Source organism: Streptomyces sp. NPDC002564 (assembly GCF_042889645.1).
GTDB lineage: Bacteria > Actinomycetota > Actinomycetes > Streptomycetales > Streptomycetaceae > Streptomyces.
Window position 1 is genome coordinate 740,893 of record NZ_JBIARE010000003.1, and the last position, 17,194, is coordinate 758,086.

Annotated in this window: 13 protein-coding genes; 7 read left to right on the forward strand and 6 right to left on the reverse strand. The window is 72.5% G+C overall.

Annotation, left to right across the window (positions count from 1 at the left end):
* Nucleotides 1-80 precede the first annotated feature (80 nt).
* The 3 genes from ACFYXE_RS14805 to ACFYXE_RS14815 all read left to right on the forward strand — a co-directional run bounded on the left by ACFYXE_RS14805 (nucleotide 81) and on the right by ACFYXE_RS14815 (nucleotide 2,366).
* A complete protein-coding gene (locus ACFYXE_RS14805) occupies nucleotides 81-1,499 on the forward strand; it encodes an amino acid permease (RefSeq protein ID WP_389312402.1) in 1,419 nt (472 codons plus the stop codon).
* Between the two features lie 117 nt (nucleotides 1,500-1,616).
* The gene (locus ACFYXE_RS14810; protein ID WP_361174690.1) at nucleotides 1,617-2,042 is read left to right on the forward strand and encodes a hypothetical protein; all 426 of its coding nucleotides are present in this window, start codon (nucleotides 1,617-1,619) and stop codon (nucleotides 2,040-2,042) included.
* A gap of 3 nt (nucleotides 2,043-2,045) precedes the next feature.
* A complete protein-coding gene (locus ACFYXE_RS14815) occupies nucleotides 2,046-2,366 on the forward strand; it encodes a transcriptional regulator (protein WP_361174693.1) in 321 nt (106 codons plus the stop codon).
* Between the two features lie 78 nt (nucleotides 2,367-2,444).
* Here ACFYXE_RS14815 and ACFYXE_RS14820 read toward each other — a convergent pair whose 3' ends face one another.
* The 3 genes from ACFYXE_RS14820 to ACFYXE_RS14830 form a co-directional block, all read right to left on the reverse strand.
* Complete coding sequence (locus tag ACFYXE_RS14820; RefSeq protein WP_389312405.1) at nucleotides 2,445-3,089, reverse strand: hypothetical protein; 645 nt, start codon at nucleotides 3,087-3,089, stop codon at nucleotides 2,445-2,447.
* 320 nt (nucleotides 3,090-3,409) lie between these two features.
* Nucleotides 3,410-4,519 (reverse strand): sensor histidine kinase, encoded by a 1,110-nt coding sequence (locus tag ACFYXE_RS14825; protein ID WP_389312407.1) that lies wholly within the window; start codon nucleotides 4,517-4,519, stop codon nucleotides 3,410-3,412.
* Nucleotide 4,520: 1 nt separating this feature from the next.
* Nucleotides 4,521-5,222, reverse strand: coding sequence for a response regulator (locus ACFYXE_RS14830; RefSeq protein WP_389312409.1), 702 nt, complete (start codon nucleotides 5,220-5,222; stop codon nucleotides 4,521-4,523).
* A gap of 255 nt (nucleotides 5,223-5,477) precedes the next feature.
* Between ACFYXE_RS14830 and ACFYXE_RS14835 the strand changes: the two genes are divergently transcribed.
* Nucleotides 5,478-6,128, forward strand: a complete 651-nt coding sequence (locus tag ACFYXE_RS14835) for a superoxide dismutase (protein WP_361174704.1) — start codon at nucleotides 5,478-5,480, stop codon at nucleotides 6,126-6,128.
* Nucleotides 6,129-6,267: 139 nt separating this feature from the next.
* On the opposite strand, the gene ACFYXE_RS14840 is transcribed toward ACFYXE_RS14835, so the two are convergent.
* Nucleotides 6,268-6,909, reverse strand: a complete 642-nt coding sequence (locus ACFYXE_RS14840) for a DsbA family protein (RefSeq protein WP_361174707.1) — start codon at nucleotides 6,907-6,909, stop codon at nucleotides 6,268-6,270.
* Between the two features lie 159 nt (nucleotides 6,910-7,068).
* Between ACFYXE_RS14840 and pepN the strand changes: the two genes are divergently transcribed.
* Both pepN and ACFYXE_RS14850 read left to right on the forward strand, forming a co-directional pair.
* Nucleotides 7,069-9,645, forward strand: a complete 2,577-nt coding sequence (gene pepN, locus ACFYXE_RS14845; protein WP_389312411.1) for an aminopeptidase N — start codon at nucleotides 7,069-7,071, stop codon at nucleotides 9,643-9,645.
* A gap of 291 nt (nucleotides 9,646-9,936) precedes the next feature.
* Nucleotides 9,937-10,980 carry a hypothetical protein gene (locus tag ACFYXE_RS14850; RefSeq protein ID WP_389312413.1) on the forward strand — a complete coding sequence of 348 codons (1,044 nt, stop codon included), beginning with the start codon at nucleotides 9,937-9,939 and terminating at the stop codon, nucleotides 10,978-10,980.
* A 17-nt stretch (nucleotides 10,981-10,997) separates the two neighbouring features.
* Here ACFYXE_RS14850 and ACFYXE_RS14855 read toward each other — a convergent pair whose 3' ends face one another.
* Both ACFYXE_RS14855 and ACFYXE_RS14860 read right to left on the reverse strand, forming a co-directional pair.
* A complete protein-coding gene (locus ACFYXE_RS14855) occupies nucleotides 10,998-12,836 on the reverse strand; it encodes a TIGR03767 family metallophosphoesterase (protein WP_389312415.1) in 1,839 nt (612 codons plus the stop codon).
* Between the two features lie 257 nt (nucleotides 12,837-13,093).
* Nucleotides 13,094-13,552 (reverse strand): NUDIX hydrolase, encoded by a 459-nt coding sequence (locus tag ACFYXE_RS14860; protein ID WP_389312417.1) that lies wholly within the window; start codon nucleotides 13,550-13,552, stop codon nucleotides 13,094-13,096.
* 341 nt (nucleotides 13,553-13,893) lie between these two features.
* Here ACFYXE_RS14860 and ACFYXE_RS14865 point away from each other — a divergent pair, with 341 nt between their 5' ends.
* A complete protein-coding gene (locus ACFYXE_RS14865) occupies nucleotides 13,894-17,184 on the forward strand; it encodes a S8 family serine peptidase (RefSeq protein WP_389312419.1) in 3,291 nt (1,096 codons plus the stop codon).
* Nucleotides 17,185-17,194 lie beyond the last annotated feature (10 nt).

Consider the following 17,194-nt stretch of genomic DNA (forward strand, 5'->3'; position numbering starts at 1 on the left):
AAGTGTTCCCTGTCAGCGGTGCAGGACTTCAGACTGTGGGCCCTCCGCTCTCCGTCTCAGCTACTGAACAGGGCACGCCCATGTCTCGGACGTCCACCCCCCAGGACGCAGCACCCGACGAGGCCCCCAAGGCCGACTCGCCGCTCGTGCACGGCCTCAAGCAGCGGCACCTCTCCATGATCGCCCTCGGCGGCGTGATCGGCGCGGGCCTCTTCGTGGGCTCCGGGGCGGGTATCGCCGCGGCCGGCCCCTCGATCGTCCTCGCCTACGCGGTGTCCGGCGCGCTCGTGATGCTGGTGATGCGCATGCTGGGCGAGATGTCGGCCGCGAACCCGGCGTCGGGTTCCTTCTCGGTGCACGCCGAGCGGGCCATCGGCCCCTGGGCGGGCTTCACCGCGGGCTGGGGCTTCTGGTTCCTGCTCTGCGTCGCCGTCGGCCTGGAGGGCATCGGCGCCGCGGAGATCATGGTGGGCTGGTTCCCCGACACCCAGAAGTGGATGTGGGTCGCCCTCTTCATGCTCACGTTCTGCGGGGCGAACCTGACGGCCGTGAAGAACTTCGGCGAGTTCGAGTTCTGGTTCGCCGCCCTCAAGGTCGGCGCCATCACGCTCTTCCTCGCCATCGGCGTCCTCGCGATCCTCGGCATCCTGCCCGGCTCGGACGCGCCGGCCCCCGGCACCGCGAACCTGACCGGCGAGGGCGGCTTCATGCCCAACGGCACGGACGGCCTGATCATCGGCCTGCTCGCGTCCGTCTTCGCGTACGGCGGCCTGGAGACCGTCACCATCGCCGCCGCCGAGTCGGAGAAGCCGGTCCAGAGCGTGGCCAAGGCCGTGCGCACCGCGATGTGGCGCATCGCCGTCTTCTACGTCGGCTCGATGCTGGTCGTCGTCACGCTGTTGCCGTGGGACAACAAGGAAGTCGTCGCCAAGGGCCCCTACGTCGCCACGCTCGACCACCTGGGCATCCCCGGCGCCGGCGAGATCATGAACGTCATCGTCCTGATCGCCCTGCTCTCCGCGATGAACGCCAACATCTACGGCGCCTCGCGCATGTCGTACTCCCTGATCGAGCGCGGCCAGGGCCCCCGCGCGCTCGGCCGGATCTCCGGCGGCGTCCCGCGCCTGGCGGTGCTCGCCTCCTCGGTCTTCGGCTTCGTCTGCGTGCTGCTCAGCTACTGGAGCCCGGACGAGGTCTTCCCCTGGCTGCTCAACATGATCGGCGCGATGATCCTGGTCGTCTGGATCTTCATCGCCGTCTCCCAGCTGATCCTGCGCCGCCGCACGGAGCGCGAGGCCCCGGAGAAGCTGGTCGTCAAGATGTGGGCGTTCCCCTTCCTGACCTGGGTGGCGCTGGCCGGCATGGCGTACGTCTTCTACCTGATGACCGACCAGCCGGACACCCGCAAGCAGTTGCTCGCCACGGGCGGCCTGACGCTGGCGCTCGCGGTGATCGGCATCGTCCGCCAGAAGACGGCGGAACGCCGCGCGACCGCGTAGGCGCGCCGCCACCCGCCGAGAAGCCCCGGACCCGCGGCGGTCCGGGGCTTTTTCGTGGGCGGGCGGGCGGCCAGGAGCCAGTTGCACTTTGTGCAAGTAGATGTAAAAGTTGTTGGCATGACGCACGACGAGCCCCGCACCACTCCCGCCGACCAGCTGTCCGTGATCGACTCCGCCCCCGACCTCTCGCGCCCCGCCTCGACCGGCGAGCGCGTCGTCGGAGTCGTCACGCTGGTGGCGTTGTACGCGGGCCTGGTCATCGCGCTGGAGAGCGATCTGCCTCGGCTCGCCGGGGCCGCCGTGTTCATCGCGGCCACCGCGCTGCTGCTCGGCTGGAACGGCCACCACGACGGCGCGGCCCGCAGGCGGCCCCACACCCGCCTGGAGATGGCCGTCCGGTTCTGCGGCCTCGTCTTCCTCTGCATGCCGGGGGCCGCGCTGGTCTTCGGCCAGGGCTCCGACTCGCTCACCGGCCACCTCGTGTCCGCCGCGCTGCCCACGGCCGCCGCCGCGGTGTACTTCGTACTGCGCTGGAGGCGGTGAGGGATGGCCGACGACACCGCGGCGCGGCCGCCCCGGGAGGCCCTGGCCAACCTCATCCACTCCCCCAACCGGCTGGCCATCATCGCCGTCCTCAACCGCGTCCAGCACGTCGCCTTCGCCGAGCTGCGCGACAGCCTGCACCTGACGTCCCCCGAACTGTCCCGGCAGATCGCGATCCTGGAGAAGGAGGGCATGGTGGAGGTGGCCAAGCTGCGGATCAAGCGTGTCCCCGTCACCCATGTCCGCCTCTCCGACTCCGGGCGCGAGCGCTTCGCGGCCTATCTGGCCGACCTGCGCGCGATCGTGGAGGGCGACGGCGGCTGACGCGGCCGATCGACAAGGAGCCCCGCCCGCCCCCCCACGGACGGAGCTCCCCGGCTCACCGGTCCTGCGACCCGACGGTCAGGCGGCGGGCGCGAAGGACGCGGCGTCCCGACCGGCGAAGGAGACCGGCACGAATCCGGCCGCCCCCTCCTGGGCTGCGGACACCTGCGCACCGGGCTGCTGCGGGGCGGCCCAGATGCAGCCGATGGCGGCCACCGCGAGCGCCGTCGCCATGCCCGCGACACCGCCCTTCCCGGCGATCTTGATGCCGCGCTTGGCGGCCTCCTTCAGCCCGATCTCGGCGACCTTGCGCCAGTTCTTCTTCTCGATGTGGTGCTTGACCTTGTCGACGACACCCTGCACGCCGCCGAGGCCGACGGCGGCCATCAGGCAGGACGCGTAGGAACGCTGCACGCCCTCCGGCACGTCCACGACACCGTCCGGGAAGACGACACGCAGGGCATCGGCGAGTTCGGCACCGAACCGCGCCTTCGTCGCCTCGTAGTCGAACGCGCCGTCGGCGTCCAGGTGCTCGCCCCGGTCGAGGGCCGCCAGGTGACCGGCGAGCTCGTCGATCTGGTCCTCGGTCACCTGCTCGGCGAGGGCGGACGCACCGCCCGCCGCGGGACCGGCCGCGTAGGCCTGCGACACGCCGGTGACCCCGACGGACAGGGCCGCGAGGCCGGAGACAGCGGCGGCGCCGATGCGCGTACGCTTGTTCATCTGTGCATGCTCCTTTGGGTGTTCGTGCACAAAGGGGCGAAGTCGTGGCGATGCCCGTCCTGCGAAACCTTGGTCTCGCCCGGCTCCCCCCTGGGCCCAGCAGTCCGGCCGCCTGGTCACGGCCGCCGGACGCCTGGTGAATGCCCCCCGTGCGGCCTTGGTCCAGACCTTGGGTGGGCGAGATGAACGTATCGCCTGGATGAGGCACCCCCAAGAACCACATGTCATGGTTCGGCGGCTTATGAACCCTTCGCCCTTTTCATTCAGACAGGTGGCGGGGAGGCGCACCCCCGCCGGGTGGCGGGGGTCCGCTGCCGCCGTCAGGCGTAGGGCAGTTCGGCCCGGACCGTGAACCCGCCGTCGGCGGTGGGAGCCGCGGTCACCGATCCCCCGAGGAGCGCGGCCCGCTCCCGCAGCCCGGCCAGGCCGTGGCCGGGAGCACGGCGACGCCGCGGGTGGGGCGGCCGGGAGGCGTCGTCCGGCGGGCCGTTGGTGACCTCGACGCTCAGGGTGCCGTGCGCCGGGCCCCCGGCGATGACGAGGCCGACGGCGCTCCCGGGGGCGTGCTTGGCCGCGTTGGTCAGGGACTCCTGCACGATGCGGAAGACGGCGTGCGCCGTCTCCGGGGACGGCGGGGACGACGCCGTCGCCAGGCGGTAGTCGGTGCGCACCGGGAGTCCGCTGGCCGCGACCAGGGCCGGCAGGTCGGCGAGGCCCGCCGTCGCGCCGCCCCGCGCCGGGGCGCGCAGGACGCCCAGCATGTCCCGCAGTTCGTCCAGCGTCCTGCTGCTCAGCTCGCCGATCCGCTCCCCGCAGTCCCGCGCCCGGTCGTCCCGCGAGGTGAGCGCGAGCACGCCCGCCTCCACGGCGATCAGGTTCACCTGGTGCGAGACCACGTCGTGCATCTCCCTGGCCATACGGGCGCGCTCGACCACGATGGCGCGCTCGGCGGCCTGCTCGCGCTCCTGCTCACGGACCGCGTTCAGCCGCTCCAGGTGCTCGGCCAGCTCGCGCCGGGTGCGGGCAAGACGGCCGAGCACGGTCGGTCCCGCGCTGAACAGCGCCGGGCCCAGGGCGACCGTGGCCCACTCGTGCGCGCTCCGGGCGCGCGCCTCCGCGGCGGTGGCGGGCGCCGCGGCCACCAGGAACATCGCCGCGGCGCAGCCGTGGGCGAGGGCGCGGGAGGACAGCGCGGCGGCGGTGCCGAGCGCGCACATCGGGGCCAGCCACAGATAGCCGCTCGCGGCCGCGGGGACCGTGGCGAGCGCGACCGCCAGGGGCCAGCGCCTGCGTACCGCGAGGGCCGCCACGGCCAGCAGGTAGGAGGCCGCGACCACGGGGCCGACGCCGTCGGGCACGGTCACCAGTTCCGCCGCGGCGACCGCGACGACCACGGCGTCCACCGCCCGGGCCGGAAGGCGGCGCGCCATGTCAGCGCACCGTGGCGCGGGCCAGCACGGCCGCCTGGATGCGGTTGCTCGCGCCGAGCTTGGCCAGCACGGAGCTGACGTGGTCCTTCACCGTGGAGCGGCTCAGCAGGAGTCGTTCGGCGATCTGCGCGTTGGTCATCCCGGTGGCCAGCAGGTCCAGCACGTCGCGCTCGCGGCCGGTCAGCGCGACGGTCGGCGCGACGGGCGGGACGGCCGGGACGGCGGGGACGGCGGGCGGGGTGGCGGCGGGCGGAAGGGGCGGCTCCGCGGGCCCGGCGAGCGGCGGCGCGGGGGCCGCGCGCAGCGAGCGCACCACCCGCGCGGACAGGGCGCTGCCGCCGGCCGCGAGCAGCAGCACCCCGGGGATCAGCTCCCGGGCCGCGGCGTCCTTGAGGAAGAACCCCGCGGCGCCCGCGGCGAACGCCTCGGTCACCTGGGCGTCGTCCCCGAATCCCGTGAGCACGGCCACCACGGGCGGCGCGTCAAGGCCGCGCAGGGCCCGCAGGACGCTGATGCCGTCGAGGTCCGGCATGTGCAGGTCGACGAGCACCACGTCGGGCCGGTGGCGCACCGCCCGCTCCACCGCGTCGGCGCCGTCGCACACGGCGGAGACCGTGATGCTCCCGGCGCTCTCCAGGATGCGCCGGAGGCCGTACCGCAGCAGTTTGTCGTCGTCCACGACCATGACATTCACAGGAGGCACGGCCGGATCGGTCTCCAAAACGCAGGAAAAAGTTGCGCAACGCACCATATCCGACAGGCCGAGAGCACCTCCGGGCAGTGTGTCGCCCTTTCGTGCGGCCGGAGTTTCCTCCGGTATTCCCGTCCGGACCTAGGACGAAGGGCTGATCAACTTCCGCGGGCACCTGCTGCTAGCCTGCAGTTGCGACGGACTTGCAATAACTTGAGAAACACAACAGTGCACCACAGCTAAGCAGCAGTCGGAGGGCTCGGATCCATGGCCATTTACACGCTTCCTGAACTTCCGTACGACTACGCGGCGCTCGAGCCGGTGATCAACCCGCAGATCATCGAGCTGCACCACGACAAGCACCACGCGGCGTACGTGAAGGGCGCGAACGACACCCTTGAGCAGCTGGAGGAGGCGCGCGACAAGGAGACGTGGGGCGCCATCAACGGCCTGGAGAAGAACCTGGCCTTCCACCTCTCCGGGCACATCCTGCACAGCATCTACTGGCACAACATGAACAGCCCGAAGGACGGCGGCGGCGGCGAGCCGCTGGCCGCCGACGGCGTCGGTGAGCTCGCGGACGCGATCACCGAGTCGTTCGGCTCCTTCGCCAAGTTCAAGGCCCAGCTGACCAAGGCCTCCGCGACGACGCAGGGCTCGGGCTGGGGCGTGCTCGCCTACGAGCCGCTCAGCAACCGCCTGATCGTCGAGCAGGTCTACGACCACCAGGGCAACGTCGGCCAGGGCTCGACGCCGATCCTGGTCTTCGACGCCTGGGAGCACGCCTTCTACCTGCAGTACAAGAACCAGAAGGTCGACTTCATCGAGGCCATGTGGCAGGTCGTCAACTGGCAGGACGTGGCCAAGCGTTACGCCGCCGCCAAGGAGCGGGTGAACAGCCTGCTGCTCGCCCCGTGAGAACGTCCCGCCTCGTGATCGTCTTCTCAACTTTCGCCGAGGCGGGCGGATAGAGGAAAGACCCCCGTGAGGACGTGACTCACGGGGGTCTTTCGGTGCCGGGGTTTCGGTGCCGGGCGGGTGTCCGCCGGGGGGCAGGTCAGTCGAAGATCGGGCCCTGCGTGCGGGTGCGCTTGATCTCGTAGAAGCCCGGCGTCGACGCCACGAGCAGCGTGCCGTCCCAGAGCTTCGCGGCGGCCTCGCCCTTGGGGGCCGGGGTCACGACCGGGCCGAAGAAGGCGATCTGCTCGCCGTCGGCGCCGGGGACGGCGATGACCGGGGTGCCGACCTCCTGGCCGACCTTGTCGATGCCTTCCTTGTGGGAGGCGCGCAGCTCGGTGTCGTAGGCGTCGGAGTCCATGTGATCGACGAGGTCGGCAGGCAGGCCGACGTCCGCGAGGGCGCCGGCGACGGCCTCGCGGGTGGGGCCCTCGCCGCGGTTGTGGAAGCGGGTGCCGAGCGCGGTGTAGAGCTTGCCGACGACCTCGTCGCCGTGCTTCTGCTGGGCCGCTATGACGACACGGACGGGGCCCCAGGCCTTCGTCTCCAGCATCTCGCGGTACTCCTCGGGGAGCTGGTCGATCTTGTCCTCGTTCAGGACCGCGAGGCTCATCACGTGCCAGCGGACCTCCACGTCACGGACCTTCTCCACCTCGAGCATCCACCGCGACGTCATCCACGCCCAGGGGCACAGCGGGTCGAACCAGAAGTCGACGGGGGTCTTGCTGCCGTTCTCGGACATGTCTCTCCCTAGGGAATCCGTTCGCATCTGCCAGGGAAAACGTCGGTGGCACACCGGGGCATTCCCGGATGTCGGCCGCTGACGGCACATGCGAGGATCGTAGACATTCGTACGAGTCAGGCGAATCACAGTCATGCGAGTCACAAGGGAGTGCCGCCCGTGCCCGGTGAGAATCTGTCCCGCGACGAGGCCCACGAGAGGGCCGCGCTGCTCTCCGTCGACGGCTACGAGGTCTTTCTCGACCTCAGGTCGGCGGTCGGCGAGAGCGGTCGGGAGCCGCGCACGTTCCGCTCGGTCACCACGATCCGGTTCCGCAGCGCCGAGCCGGGCGCCGCGACCTTCGCCGACCTGATCGCGCCGAGCGTCACCGCCGTCTCGCTGAACGGCAAGGACCTCGACCCCGCCGAGGTCTTCGACGGCACCCGGATCGCGCTGGAGGACCTGGCCGAGGAGAACGAGCTGGTGGTGGACGCCCAGTGCGCCTACAGCCGCACCGGTGAGGGCATGCACCGCTTCGTCGACCCGGAGGACGGCGAGGTCTACCTCTACACGCAGTACGAGCCCGCGGACTCCCGCCGCGTCTTCGCCAACTTCGAGCAGCCCGACCTGAAGGCGCCCTACCGCTTCTCGGTGCGGGCCCCCGAGGGCTGGACCGCGTGGTCGAACGGCGTGGGCGAGCTGACCGACGGCGTCTGGAAGTTCGCCGAGACCAAGCCCATCTCGACGTACATCACGGCGGTCGTCGCCGGCCCCTACCACTACGTGACGGACTCCTACGAGCGCGTGCTCGCGGACGGCACCCGTCTGGAGATCCCGCTCGGCGCGATGTGCCGCAAGGGCCTGGCCCCGCACTTCGACGCCGACGACGTCTTCCTCGTCACCAAGCAGGGCCTGGACTTCTTCCACGACCACTTCGACTACCCGTACCCCTTCGGGAAGTACGACCAGGCGTTCGTCCCCGAGTACAACCTCGGCGCCATGGAGAACCCGGGCCTGGTGACCTTCCGCGAGGAGTTCATCTTCCGCGGCAAGGTGACCCAGGCGTCCTACGAGCGCCGGGCCAACGTCATCCTGCACGAGATGGCGCACATGTGGTTCGGCGACCTGGTCACCATGCGCTGGTGGGACGACCTGTGGCTCAAGGAGTCCTTCGCCGACTTCATGGGCTCCTTCTCGATGGTCGAGGCGACCCGCTTCACCAACGGCTGGATCACCTTCGCCAACAACCGCAAGGCCTGGGCCTACCGCGCCGACCAGCTGCCCTCCACCCACCCGGTCACGGCCGACATCCGCGACCTGGAGGACGCCAAGCTCAACTTCGACGGGATCACGTACGCCAAGGGCGCCTCGGTGCTCAAGCAGCTCGTGGCCTACGTCGGCCGGGACGCGTTCCTGGAGGGCGCCCGGCGCTACTTCAAGCGGCACGCGTACGGCAACACCGTCCTCGGCGACCTCCTGTCGGTCCTGGAGGAGACCTCCGGGCGCGACATGGCCACCTGGTCGCAGGCGTGGCTGCAGACGGCCGGCGTCAACTCCCTGACCCCGCAGGTGATCCTGAACGCGGAGGGCCGGATCACCGAGCTCTCCGTGCTCCAGGAAGCCGCCGAGTCCCACCCCGAACTGCGGCCGCACCGGGTGGCCGTGGGCCTGTACCGCCGGGCCGCGGGCGGCGACCTGGAGCGGTACGCCCGCGCCGAGGTCGACGTGGAGGGTCCGCGCACGGTCGTCGCCGAGCTGGCCGGTGAGCAGGCCCCCGAGCTGGTCCTGGTCAACGACGACGACCTGACCTACTGCAAGATCCGCTTCGACGAGAACTCGCTGGCGACGCTGCGGGAGCACCTGGGCGACCTCACCGACCCCCTGGCCCGCGCGCTGTGCTGGTCGGCGCTGTGGAACCTCACGCGGGACGGCCTCATGCCCGCGCGGGACTTCATCGGGCTCGTGCTGCGCTTCGCCGGGCGCGAGAGCGACATCGGCGTGCTCCAGATGCTGCACGCCTGGGCGAACTCCGCCCTCACGCACTACGCCGCCCCCGAGTGGCGCGAGGAGGGCGGCCGGGCGCTCGCCGAGGGCGCGCTGCGCGAGCTGCGGATCGCGGCGCCGGGCAGCCAGCACCAGCTGACGTGGGCGCGGTTCTTCGCCGCCGTCGCCTCGACGGCCGCCGACCTCCAGCTCCTGCAGGGCCTGCTCGACGGCAACGCCAAGATCGACGGCCTGGAGATCGACCAGGAGCTGCGCTGGGCGTTCCTGGGCCCGCTGGCCGCGCACGGCGCCGCGGGCGAGGACGCGCTGGCGGCCGAGCTGGCCCGGGACGACACCGCGTCCGGCAAGCGGCACCAGGTGCGGTGCCTGGCCGCGCGGCCCTCGGCGGCGGTCAAGGCGCAGGCGTGGGCCGCCGTGGTGGAGTCCGACGCCCTGTCGAACGCGCTGGTCGAGGCCACCATCTCGGGCTTCGCGCAGTCCTCGCAGCGCGAGCTGATCGCGCCGTACACCGCGCAGTACTTCGCCGCGATCGAGCGGGTGTGGGCGCAGCGCTCGATCCAGATCGGCATGGACGTGGTGCGGGGCCTGTTCCCGAGCCTCCAGGGGGACCGGGAGACGCTGGTGGCGGCGGACGCGTGGCTCACCGCGCACGAGGCGTCGGCGCCCGCGCTGCGGCGGCTGGTCCTTGAGGCGCGGGACGACCTGGCGCGGGCGCTGCGGGCGCAGGCGTGCGACGCGGGGGCGGCGGCCTAGCCGGGCCGACCGCGTATCCCCTCGCGTTCAGGGGTTCTGCCCGGGGCGGTCCCCCGCGTGCCGTCGCCCGGCGCGCGGGGGGCCGCCCCTGCGGCGTGCACCGGGGCGCCGACGGGGCGGCGCGGGGCCCGTGTGCGCGGCGGGGGCGGGCGAGGTGCAGGTCAGGGCCGGGAGGGGAACGCGCGTTCATCGGTTGTCGAACGTCCGTGCTTTAGGGCGAGGTTGTCCGGGTTTGTCGACGAGCGTGTAACAGCGGTTAGCGAGGGGCGGAGGGGCGGGAACGACCGGGTCATGAACCACAACGCCCCGCTCTCCCCGCTGCCCCTCCAGCACCTCGCAGGCACCCAGCTGCGCGTCCTGAGCACCGCCCAGCTCGGCGCGCACGGCGTCTCCGCCGCCGACGCGGGCGCCCACTGCCGCCCCGGCGGACCCTGGCAGCAACTCCTGCCCGGCGTCTGCCTGTTGCACCCGGGACCGGCCACCAGCGAGGAGCGGCTGCACGGCGCCCTGCTGTACGCGGGACGCCCGCCCGCACGCCAGGCCAGGGCCGTGCCCGTGCAGCCCCGCACGGGCGAGGCGCACGCCCCGTACGCGGACGCGATGATCACCGGGCTCGCCGCGCTCGCCCTGCACCGCTTCTCGTCCGCTCCCCCGCTGCCGTCCCTGGACCGCATCGACGTCCTGGTGCCGCGCACCCGGCGGCTGCGCTCGGTGGGCTTCGCCCGGCTCGTGCGGTGCCCCGCGCTGCCGACGCCCCAGCAGATCGGCGCGGTGCCGGTCGCCCCGGTGCCCCGCGCGCTCGCCGACGCCGTGGCGCAGCTCGCCGACGCGGGCGTGGTGCGCCGCCTGCTCAGCGAGGCGGTGCGCGGCGGACACTGCGAACCGGCCGCCGTGGTCCGGGAGTTGAACGAGGCCCGGCTGCTCACCCGGCCGCACGTGGTGGACGCGGTCGACTCGCTGCTCGCCGAGGGGCGGGCGATCGCCGAGGACCGGCTGTACGGGATGGTCGCCGAGCACGGCCTGCCCGACCCGCTGTGGAACGTGGACCTGCGGCTGCCCGGCGGCCCGCACCTCGGCGGCGTCGACGCCTACTGGCCCGAGCAGGCGGTGGCGGTCGAGCTGGACACCCGGGCGCCGCGCCAGGACGAGGACGCGCTGTGGTCGGAGTACGCCCGCAAGCGCGAGCACCTGGAGCGGCTCGGCATCGCCGTCGTGCACATCACGCCGCGCAAGCTGCGGGACGCGCCGGAGCAGCAGGCCGCCGTCGTCCGGACCGCGCTGATGGCGTCGGGCGACCGCGACCCGGCCGCGTACGTCGTCGTGCTGCCCCGGTAGCCGTCCCGTGCGGCGGCTCAGCCGCCGCCGTCCTTGTGCAGCAGCAGCTCAGTGTTCCGGTCGCCGGGTCCGCCGCCCAACGCGGGCTTCGCGCCGGGGGCGTTGAAGGACAGTTCGCGGTAGAGCGCGGCCAGGCCGGTCTGGGAGAGGTCGGCGAAATCGGTGCGGTGCGGGGCCGCGGACTCGATGAGCGTGGTGAACAGCGAGATCGTCCCGTCGTGGTTGTCGGTGAGCTCCACCACCCGGGCGAGCTGCGGGAAGTCGATGTGCGAGGCGGTGGAGACCTCCCAGAAGGAGCCGTGCGGGGTGCGGTGCGGGGTGATGGCGTTCTTGTGGCTGTGGCCGTTGACCCAGGCGAGCACCGAGCGGTACCGGCCGAGCAGCGCGACGATCTCGTCGCCGCCGTGCCGGGCCTCGCCGGGGTGCGCCGGGTCGTCGCGGAGATTGCGCATGGTCGCGCTGGTGTGGTGACTGAGGACGACGACGTACGAGGGGCCGCCCGCCCGGCGCTCGTTGGCCGCGAGCTCCCGCTCCAGCCAGCGCAGTTGGGCGGTGCCGAGCGAACCCTCGTAGTGCCCGCCGGGGTCGGTGCTGTCCAGGCTGATGCCGAGCACGTCGTCGCTGATGCGGAAGGAGTAGTACTGGGTGCCCGCGGCGAGGTTCTCCTCGGTGTAGCCGTGTCCGGCGGGTCCCGCGCCCCGGTGGGCCGGGTCGAGGTGCGCCCGCAGGTACTCGGCGGGCGTGAAGGGCGCCCGGGACGCGTCGGGCGTGACGGACCGCATGCGCCGGGCCTCGCCCTTGAGCAGCTCCTTGAAGTGCGCCCCCTTGGGGTCGCGGCCCTTCTTGACGGCCTTCCACAGGGCGGCACCGCGCGGCTCGTCCAGGGACATCAACTTCTTCCCCCCGGTGGCGAATTCGGTGAAGTACGGGTCCCTGGGCGCCCAGCAGCCGCCGGGCAGCGCGTCGTGGTTGCCGACCGTGGAGTACCAGGGCAGGCCGAGGCCGGGGCTGTTGACCTCGCGTATCGCCGCGTCGAGGAAGCCGTGCAGGTGCGGGAAGCCGAGCCGCTTGTCGGCGTCGCGCAGGTCGTCGTCGGGGTGCCAGTACAGCGGCAGGCCGCTGGCCTGGACGCCCTCGTAGCGGCGCGGGTCGCCGGTGTTGGGGGTGATGCGGCCGCCGCTCATCACCTTGAGGAACCAGTCCAGTTCGGAGCGGGAGTTGTTGTCGGTGTTGTCGCCGGTCGTCACGACGCAGTGCAGGGGCGCCCCGGTGGCGGGCGCGCCGCGCAGGGCGTTGACCCGCTCGACCAGCGCGACGGCGCCCGCCACCGACAGGGACTCGTGCGGCCGCCAGGCGCTCGCGGTCTGCGCGCGCAGGTACTCGTACCGCAGCGGGTGCTGCACGTCGACCAGGTGCAGGTCGGTGAACTGCACGAACGCGGCGAGCGCGGTGCGCCGCCCCGCGCGGCCCGCCTTCGCCGCCGCGAGGTCGCCGCGCACGACGCGCGGCCAGGCGGGTCCGTCGCCGAGCCGCCGATAGCCCGCGGTGCCCCGCGGGGCGGCGACGGTGAGCAGGGTGGTGCCGCCGCGGTAGGGGGCGAGGGGCGCGGCGGGGGCCGGGCGGGAGCGCGGGACGGTGGCGTGGCCCGCGGGCGCCGCGTTCCCCGCTCCGGCGCCGGGGCCCAGCGCGTAGCCGACGCCCGCGGAGAGGGTGACCGCGCCGGCGGCGGCGAGGACGGCGCGGCGGTCGGGCCGGACCGCGGCACCGGCCACGGCGCGGGCCGCGTGGGCCGTCGCGGTGGCGGCGCCGGTGGCGGCCGAGGCGGTTGCGGTGGCGACAGAGCGTGTGCGCGGCATGGCGCGGTCTCCCCGGGTGCGAACGCGACGGCAGTGGTCGCGGGGCGCCCGGGCCTGGCTGCGGCCGGCGAACTCCCCGCTCGTACTGGATCGTTGGCAGCGGGGGTGGCCTGCGCGTTAACGAGACCGCAACGGGCAGCGCCGATCACCGTACGTGGATCAGTCGGCACCCTACGCGGTCACGCGGTCCTCTCCGGGCGGAGAGGAGGCGGTCACTCCACGTTCACCTCGCGGGGAAGGGAAGGTTCCGGGCGGGGTCAGCGGCCCGGGGCGGCGGTGTGCCCGTCGGCCGGGCGGGCGCGCCACAGTGCCAGGCCGATGTCGACGAGCCCGACCCGGTCGAGGTCCGGCACGGACTCCAGGGGGTGCCAGGCGGCGAGGTCGGTGGAGCCGTCGGCCTCGCTGCGGAGCGTGCCGCCGGTGACCCGGCCCTCGTACACGATCCGCAGGCCGTGGAAGTCGGCGACGGCGCCGAGCCTGCGCGGGTAGCGGCGGCGCAGCGAGTCGATGCCGAGGAGCGTGACCGGCTCGACGACGTATCCGGTCTCCTCGTCGGCCTCGCGGATCACGGTGTCGTAGGGGTCCTCGCCGTGGTCCATGCCGCCGCCGGGCAGCGTCCAGCGCTTCGCGCCGTCCCCGGCCACCCAGCGGGCGAGCAGGACCCGGCCGTCCCGTACGCACACGGCGTAGGCCGCCACTCTCAATTCTTTCTGCACGCCGTCGACGCTAGGCGCCCGGTGCGACGCCTGTCTGCCATCCGCGCGTTCGCCCCGGCGGGTGGTGCCGTTCACCGTGCCGGCGGGACGGCGCGACGCACCGCCATATCCCCTCTTACGCCCGCATGTCCCGCATGACGCATGGCGGAATTGCGTCACGCCCTGATCACAGCTCGGACAACTCTCCCCAAACGGCGGCCACTTGCGTAAGGCTGAGCGGTCATCCGGCCCCGGAATCCGGACCTTCCGCGATTCCGGGACCGTATCGATCGATCCGTCGCTCCTCCTGCCGACCTTCGCTCTTCTTCCCGATCTTCCTTCCCGACCCTCACGCAACAGGGATGCCGATGCCCAGATCCAGTTCCAGCGCCAGACGCGCGCCCCGGCTCGCGATAGCCGTCGGTCTGACCGCCGCGCTCTGCGCGACCGGGGCCGTTCCCCTCGCCTTCGCGGCGGACGGATCGCCCGCCCCCGCGCCCAAGTCGTCCGACAAGAAGCTCGGCGCCGCCGACGCCGACCTGCTCGCCGACGCCAAGGCGGACGGCGAGAAGACCGTCACGATGATGGTCGCCACCGCCCCCGGTGCCACCGAGCGGGTCGCCGACCAGCTCGACGGCGTCAAGGGCGGCTCGGTCGGCCGGACCGACGACAAGCTCGGCTACGTCCGCGCGACCGTGCCGACGGACCGGGCCGACGCCGCGATCAAGTCGGCCGCGAAGCTGTCGTCGGTGCACGCCATCGACCTGCGCCACGAGATCGAGCTGGACGACCCGACGCCCGCCGCCGACCGCGCCAAGGGCGCGAAGACCGCGGCGCGCGGCACCTACCCGGGTCCGGACAGGACCACCCCGGCGAAGAACCCGTACAACCCGTCCGCCGAGACGGGCGCCGTCGACTTCGTCAAGAAGCACCCGAAGGCGGACGGCCGGGGCATCACCATCGGCATCCTGGACTCCGGCGTCGACCTGGGCCACCCGGCGCTGCAGAAGACCACGACCGGCGAGCGCAAGATCACCGACTGGGTGACCGCGACCGACCCGATCGTGGACGCGGACGGCACCTGGCGGCGCATGACCAACCCGGTCACCGGCCCCGTCTTCAGCTGGGACGGCCAGTCGTGGAAGGCCCCGGCGGGCTCCTTCCAGGTCAACCGCTTCCGCGAGTCGGCCACCGCGGGCGGCGACGCCAAGGGCGACCTCAACCGCGACGGCGACACCACCGACAGCTGGGGCGTGCTGTACGACCCGGCGGCCGGCACGGTCCGCGTCGACCTGAACGCCAACAACGACTTCACCGACGACGAGGTCCTCAAGCCGTACAAGGACGACCACCAGGTCGCCTACCTCGGCAAGGACGACCCGGCGACCGACGTCGCCGAGCGCGTCCCGTTCGTCGTCGAGATCCGCAAGGACGTGCCGACCGACCCGTACGGCGGCGACTGGGTCGGCAAGAAGGCCGACTTCGTCAACATCGGCGTCATCGAGTCCGAGCACGGCACGCACGTCGCGGGCATCACCGCGGCCAACGGCCTGTTCGGCGGCAAGATGAACGGCGCGGCGCCCGGCGCCAAGCTGGTCTCCTCGCGCGCCTGCACCTGGACCGGCGGCTGCACCAACGTCGCGCTCACCGAGGGCATGATCGACCTCGTCACCAAGCGCGGCGTCGACATCGTGAACATGTCGATCGGCGGCCTGCCCGCGCTGAACGACGGCAACAACGCGCGCGCCGAGCTCTACACGCGCCTCATCGACACCTACGGCGTGCAGCTGGTGATCTCCGCGGGCAACTCCGGCCCCGGCGCGAACACCATCGGCGACCCCGGCCTCGCGGACAAGGTCATCTCGGTCGGCGCGGCCATCTCCAAGGAGACCTGGGCGGCCAACTACGGCTCCCAGGTGGAGAAGAAGTACGCGATGATGCCGTTCTCCTCGCGCGGCCCGCGCGAGGACGGCGGCTTCGCGCCGATCATCTCGGCGCCCGGCTCGGCCATCAACACCACGCAGACCTGGCTGCCGGGCTCCCCGGTCGCCGAGGCCGGCTACCGGCTGCCCGCGGGCTACTCGATGCTGCAGGGCACCTCGATGGCCTCCCCGCAGGCCGCGGGCGCCTCGGCGCTGCTGCTGTCGGCGGCGAAGCGCGAGCACGTCGACCTGACCCCGGCGAAGCTGCGCACCGCGCTGACCTCCACCGCGGACCGCATCCGCGGCGAGCAGGCGTACGCGCAGGGTACCGGCCTGATCAACGTGGTCGACGCCTGGAACGCCATCGAGGACGAGGCGAGCGCGCACACGTACACGGTGCAGGCCCCGGTCGACACCGCCCTGGAGCAGGAGCTGAAGAAGCCCGGCACCGGCATCTACGACCGTGAGGGTGGCCTGAAGACCGGCCAGAAGCGGACGTACGACGTGACGATCACCCGCACCTCCGGCCCGGACCGCGGCATCCGCCACGAGCTGGACCTGGTCAACAACCACGACAAGACGTTCGAGCTGCTCGGCAAGGGCTCCGTGTCGCTGCCGCTGAACAAGCCGGTCACCGTCAAGGTCCGGGCGCAGGCGAAGTCGGCCGGGCTGCACAGCGCGATCCTGACCGTCGACGACGAGCGCAGCGAGGGCATCGACCAGCAGATCATGGCGACCGTCGTCGTCTCCGCGCCGCTGGCCAAGCCGACGCACACCTACTCCGCCCAGGGTTCGACGCAGCGCAACAGCACGCAGTCGTACTTCGTGACGGTCCCGCAGGGCGCCACGTCCCTCGAGGTCTCCCTCGGCGGCCTGAAGGACAAGAGCCAGACCCGCTTCATCGCGGTGCACCCCTACGGCGTCCCGGTCGAGTCGACCGCGTCCACGGCCTGCTACCCGAACTACGAGAACCCCGCCAACACCTGCCGCCCGGACCTGCGTTCGTACGCGGAGCCGCAGGCCGGCGTCTGGGAGATCGAGGTCGAGTCGCGCCGTACGTCGCCGCTGCTCGACAACCCGTACAAGCTGAACGTCGCCACCCTCGGTGTCGACTTCGACCCGGCCGTGCAGACGATCCCGGAGGCGAAGGTCGGCACGCCGGCGCCCGTCTCCTGGAAGGTCACGAACAACTTCGCGGCCGTCGACGGCAAGCTGCGCGGCGGCTCGCTCGGCTCGGCCAAGTCGGCGCGTCCCACCATCAAGCAGGGTGAGACGCAGGTGACCGAGGTCGTCGTGCCCGCGGGCGCGGAGCGTCTCGACGCCGCCATCGGCGCCACCGCGGACGCGGCCGCCGACCTCGACCTCGCCGTGAAGAAGGACGGCGTCGTCGTCGGCTCGTCGGCCGACGGCGACTCGGAGGAGTCGGTGAGCCTGTCCAAGCCGGCCGCCGGCACCTACACGATCGAGGTCGTGGGCTACGCGGTACCGGCCGGGACGACCGCGTACGACTACCGGGACGTGTTCTTCTCCGGTGCGCTCGGCCGGATCACCGTCGACGAGTCGAAGCAGGTGAAGCTCGCCAACGGCGCCACCGCGCAGGTCGACGCCAAGGTCGAGGCGAAGACCCCGGCCGCCGCGGGCCGTGAGCTGTTCGGCGAGGTGTCCCTGCTCAACGCGGGCGGCACGGTCGCGGGCAGCGGCAGCGTGAAGGTCGAGAAGGTCACGCCGTAACACCGCGCGC

Bases quoted from the DNA above. Each gene is read 5' to 3' on its own strand.
- ACFYXE_RS14805 (WP_389312402.1), top strand. From the start codon at position 81: ATGTCTCGGACGTCCACCCCCCAGGACGCAGCACCCGACGAGGCCCCC.
- ACFYXE_RS14825 (WP_389312407.1), bottom strand. From the start codon at position 4,519: ATGGCGCGCCGCCTTCCGGCCCGGGCGGTGGACGCCGTGGTCGTCGCG.
- ACFYXE_RS14835 (WP_361174704.1), top strand. From the start codon at position 5,478: ATGGCCATTTACACGCTTCCTGAACTTCCGTACGACTACGCGGCGCTC.
- ACFYXE_RS14865 (WP_389312419.1), top strand. From the start codon at position 13,894: ATGCCGATGCCCAGATCCAGTTCCAGCGCCAGACGCGCGCCCCGGCTC.
- ACFYXE_RS14840 (WP_361174707.1), bottom strand. From the start codon at position 6,909: ATGTCCGAGAACGGCAGCAAGACCCCCGTCGACTTCTGGTTCGACCCG.
- ACFYXE_RS14855 (WP_389312415.1), bottom strand. From the start codon at position 12,836: ATGCCGCGCACACGCTCTGTCGCCACCGCAACCGCCTCGGCCGCCACC.
- ACFYXE_RS14850 (WP_389312413.1), top strand. From the start codon at position 9,937: ATGAACCACAACGCCCCGCTCTCCCCGCTGCCCCTCCAGCACCTCGCA.
- ACFYXE_RS14820 (WP_389312405.1), bottom strand. From the start codon at position 3,089: ATGAACAAGCGTACGCGCATCGGCGCCGCCGCTGTCTCCGGCCTCGCG.
- ACFYXE_RS14815 (WP_361174693.1), top strand. From the start codon at position 2,046: ATGGCCGACGACACCGCGGCGCGGCCGCCCCGGGAGGCCCTGGCCAAC.
- ACFYXE_RS14810 (WP_361174690.1), top strand. From the start codon at position 1,617: ATGACGCACGACGAGCCCCGCACCACTCCCGCCGACCAGCTGTCCGTG.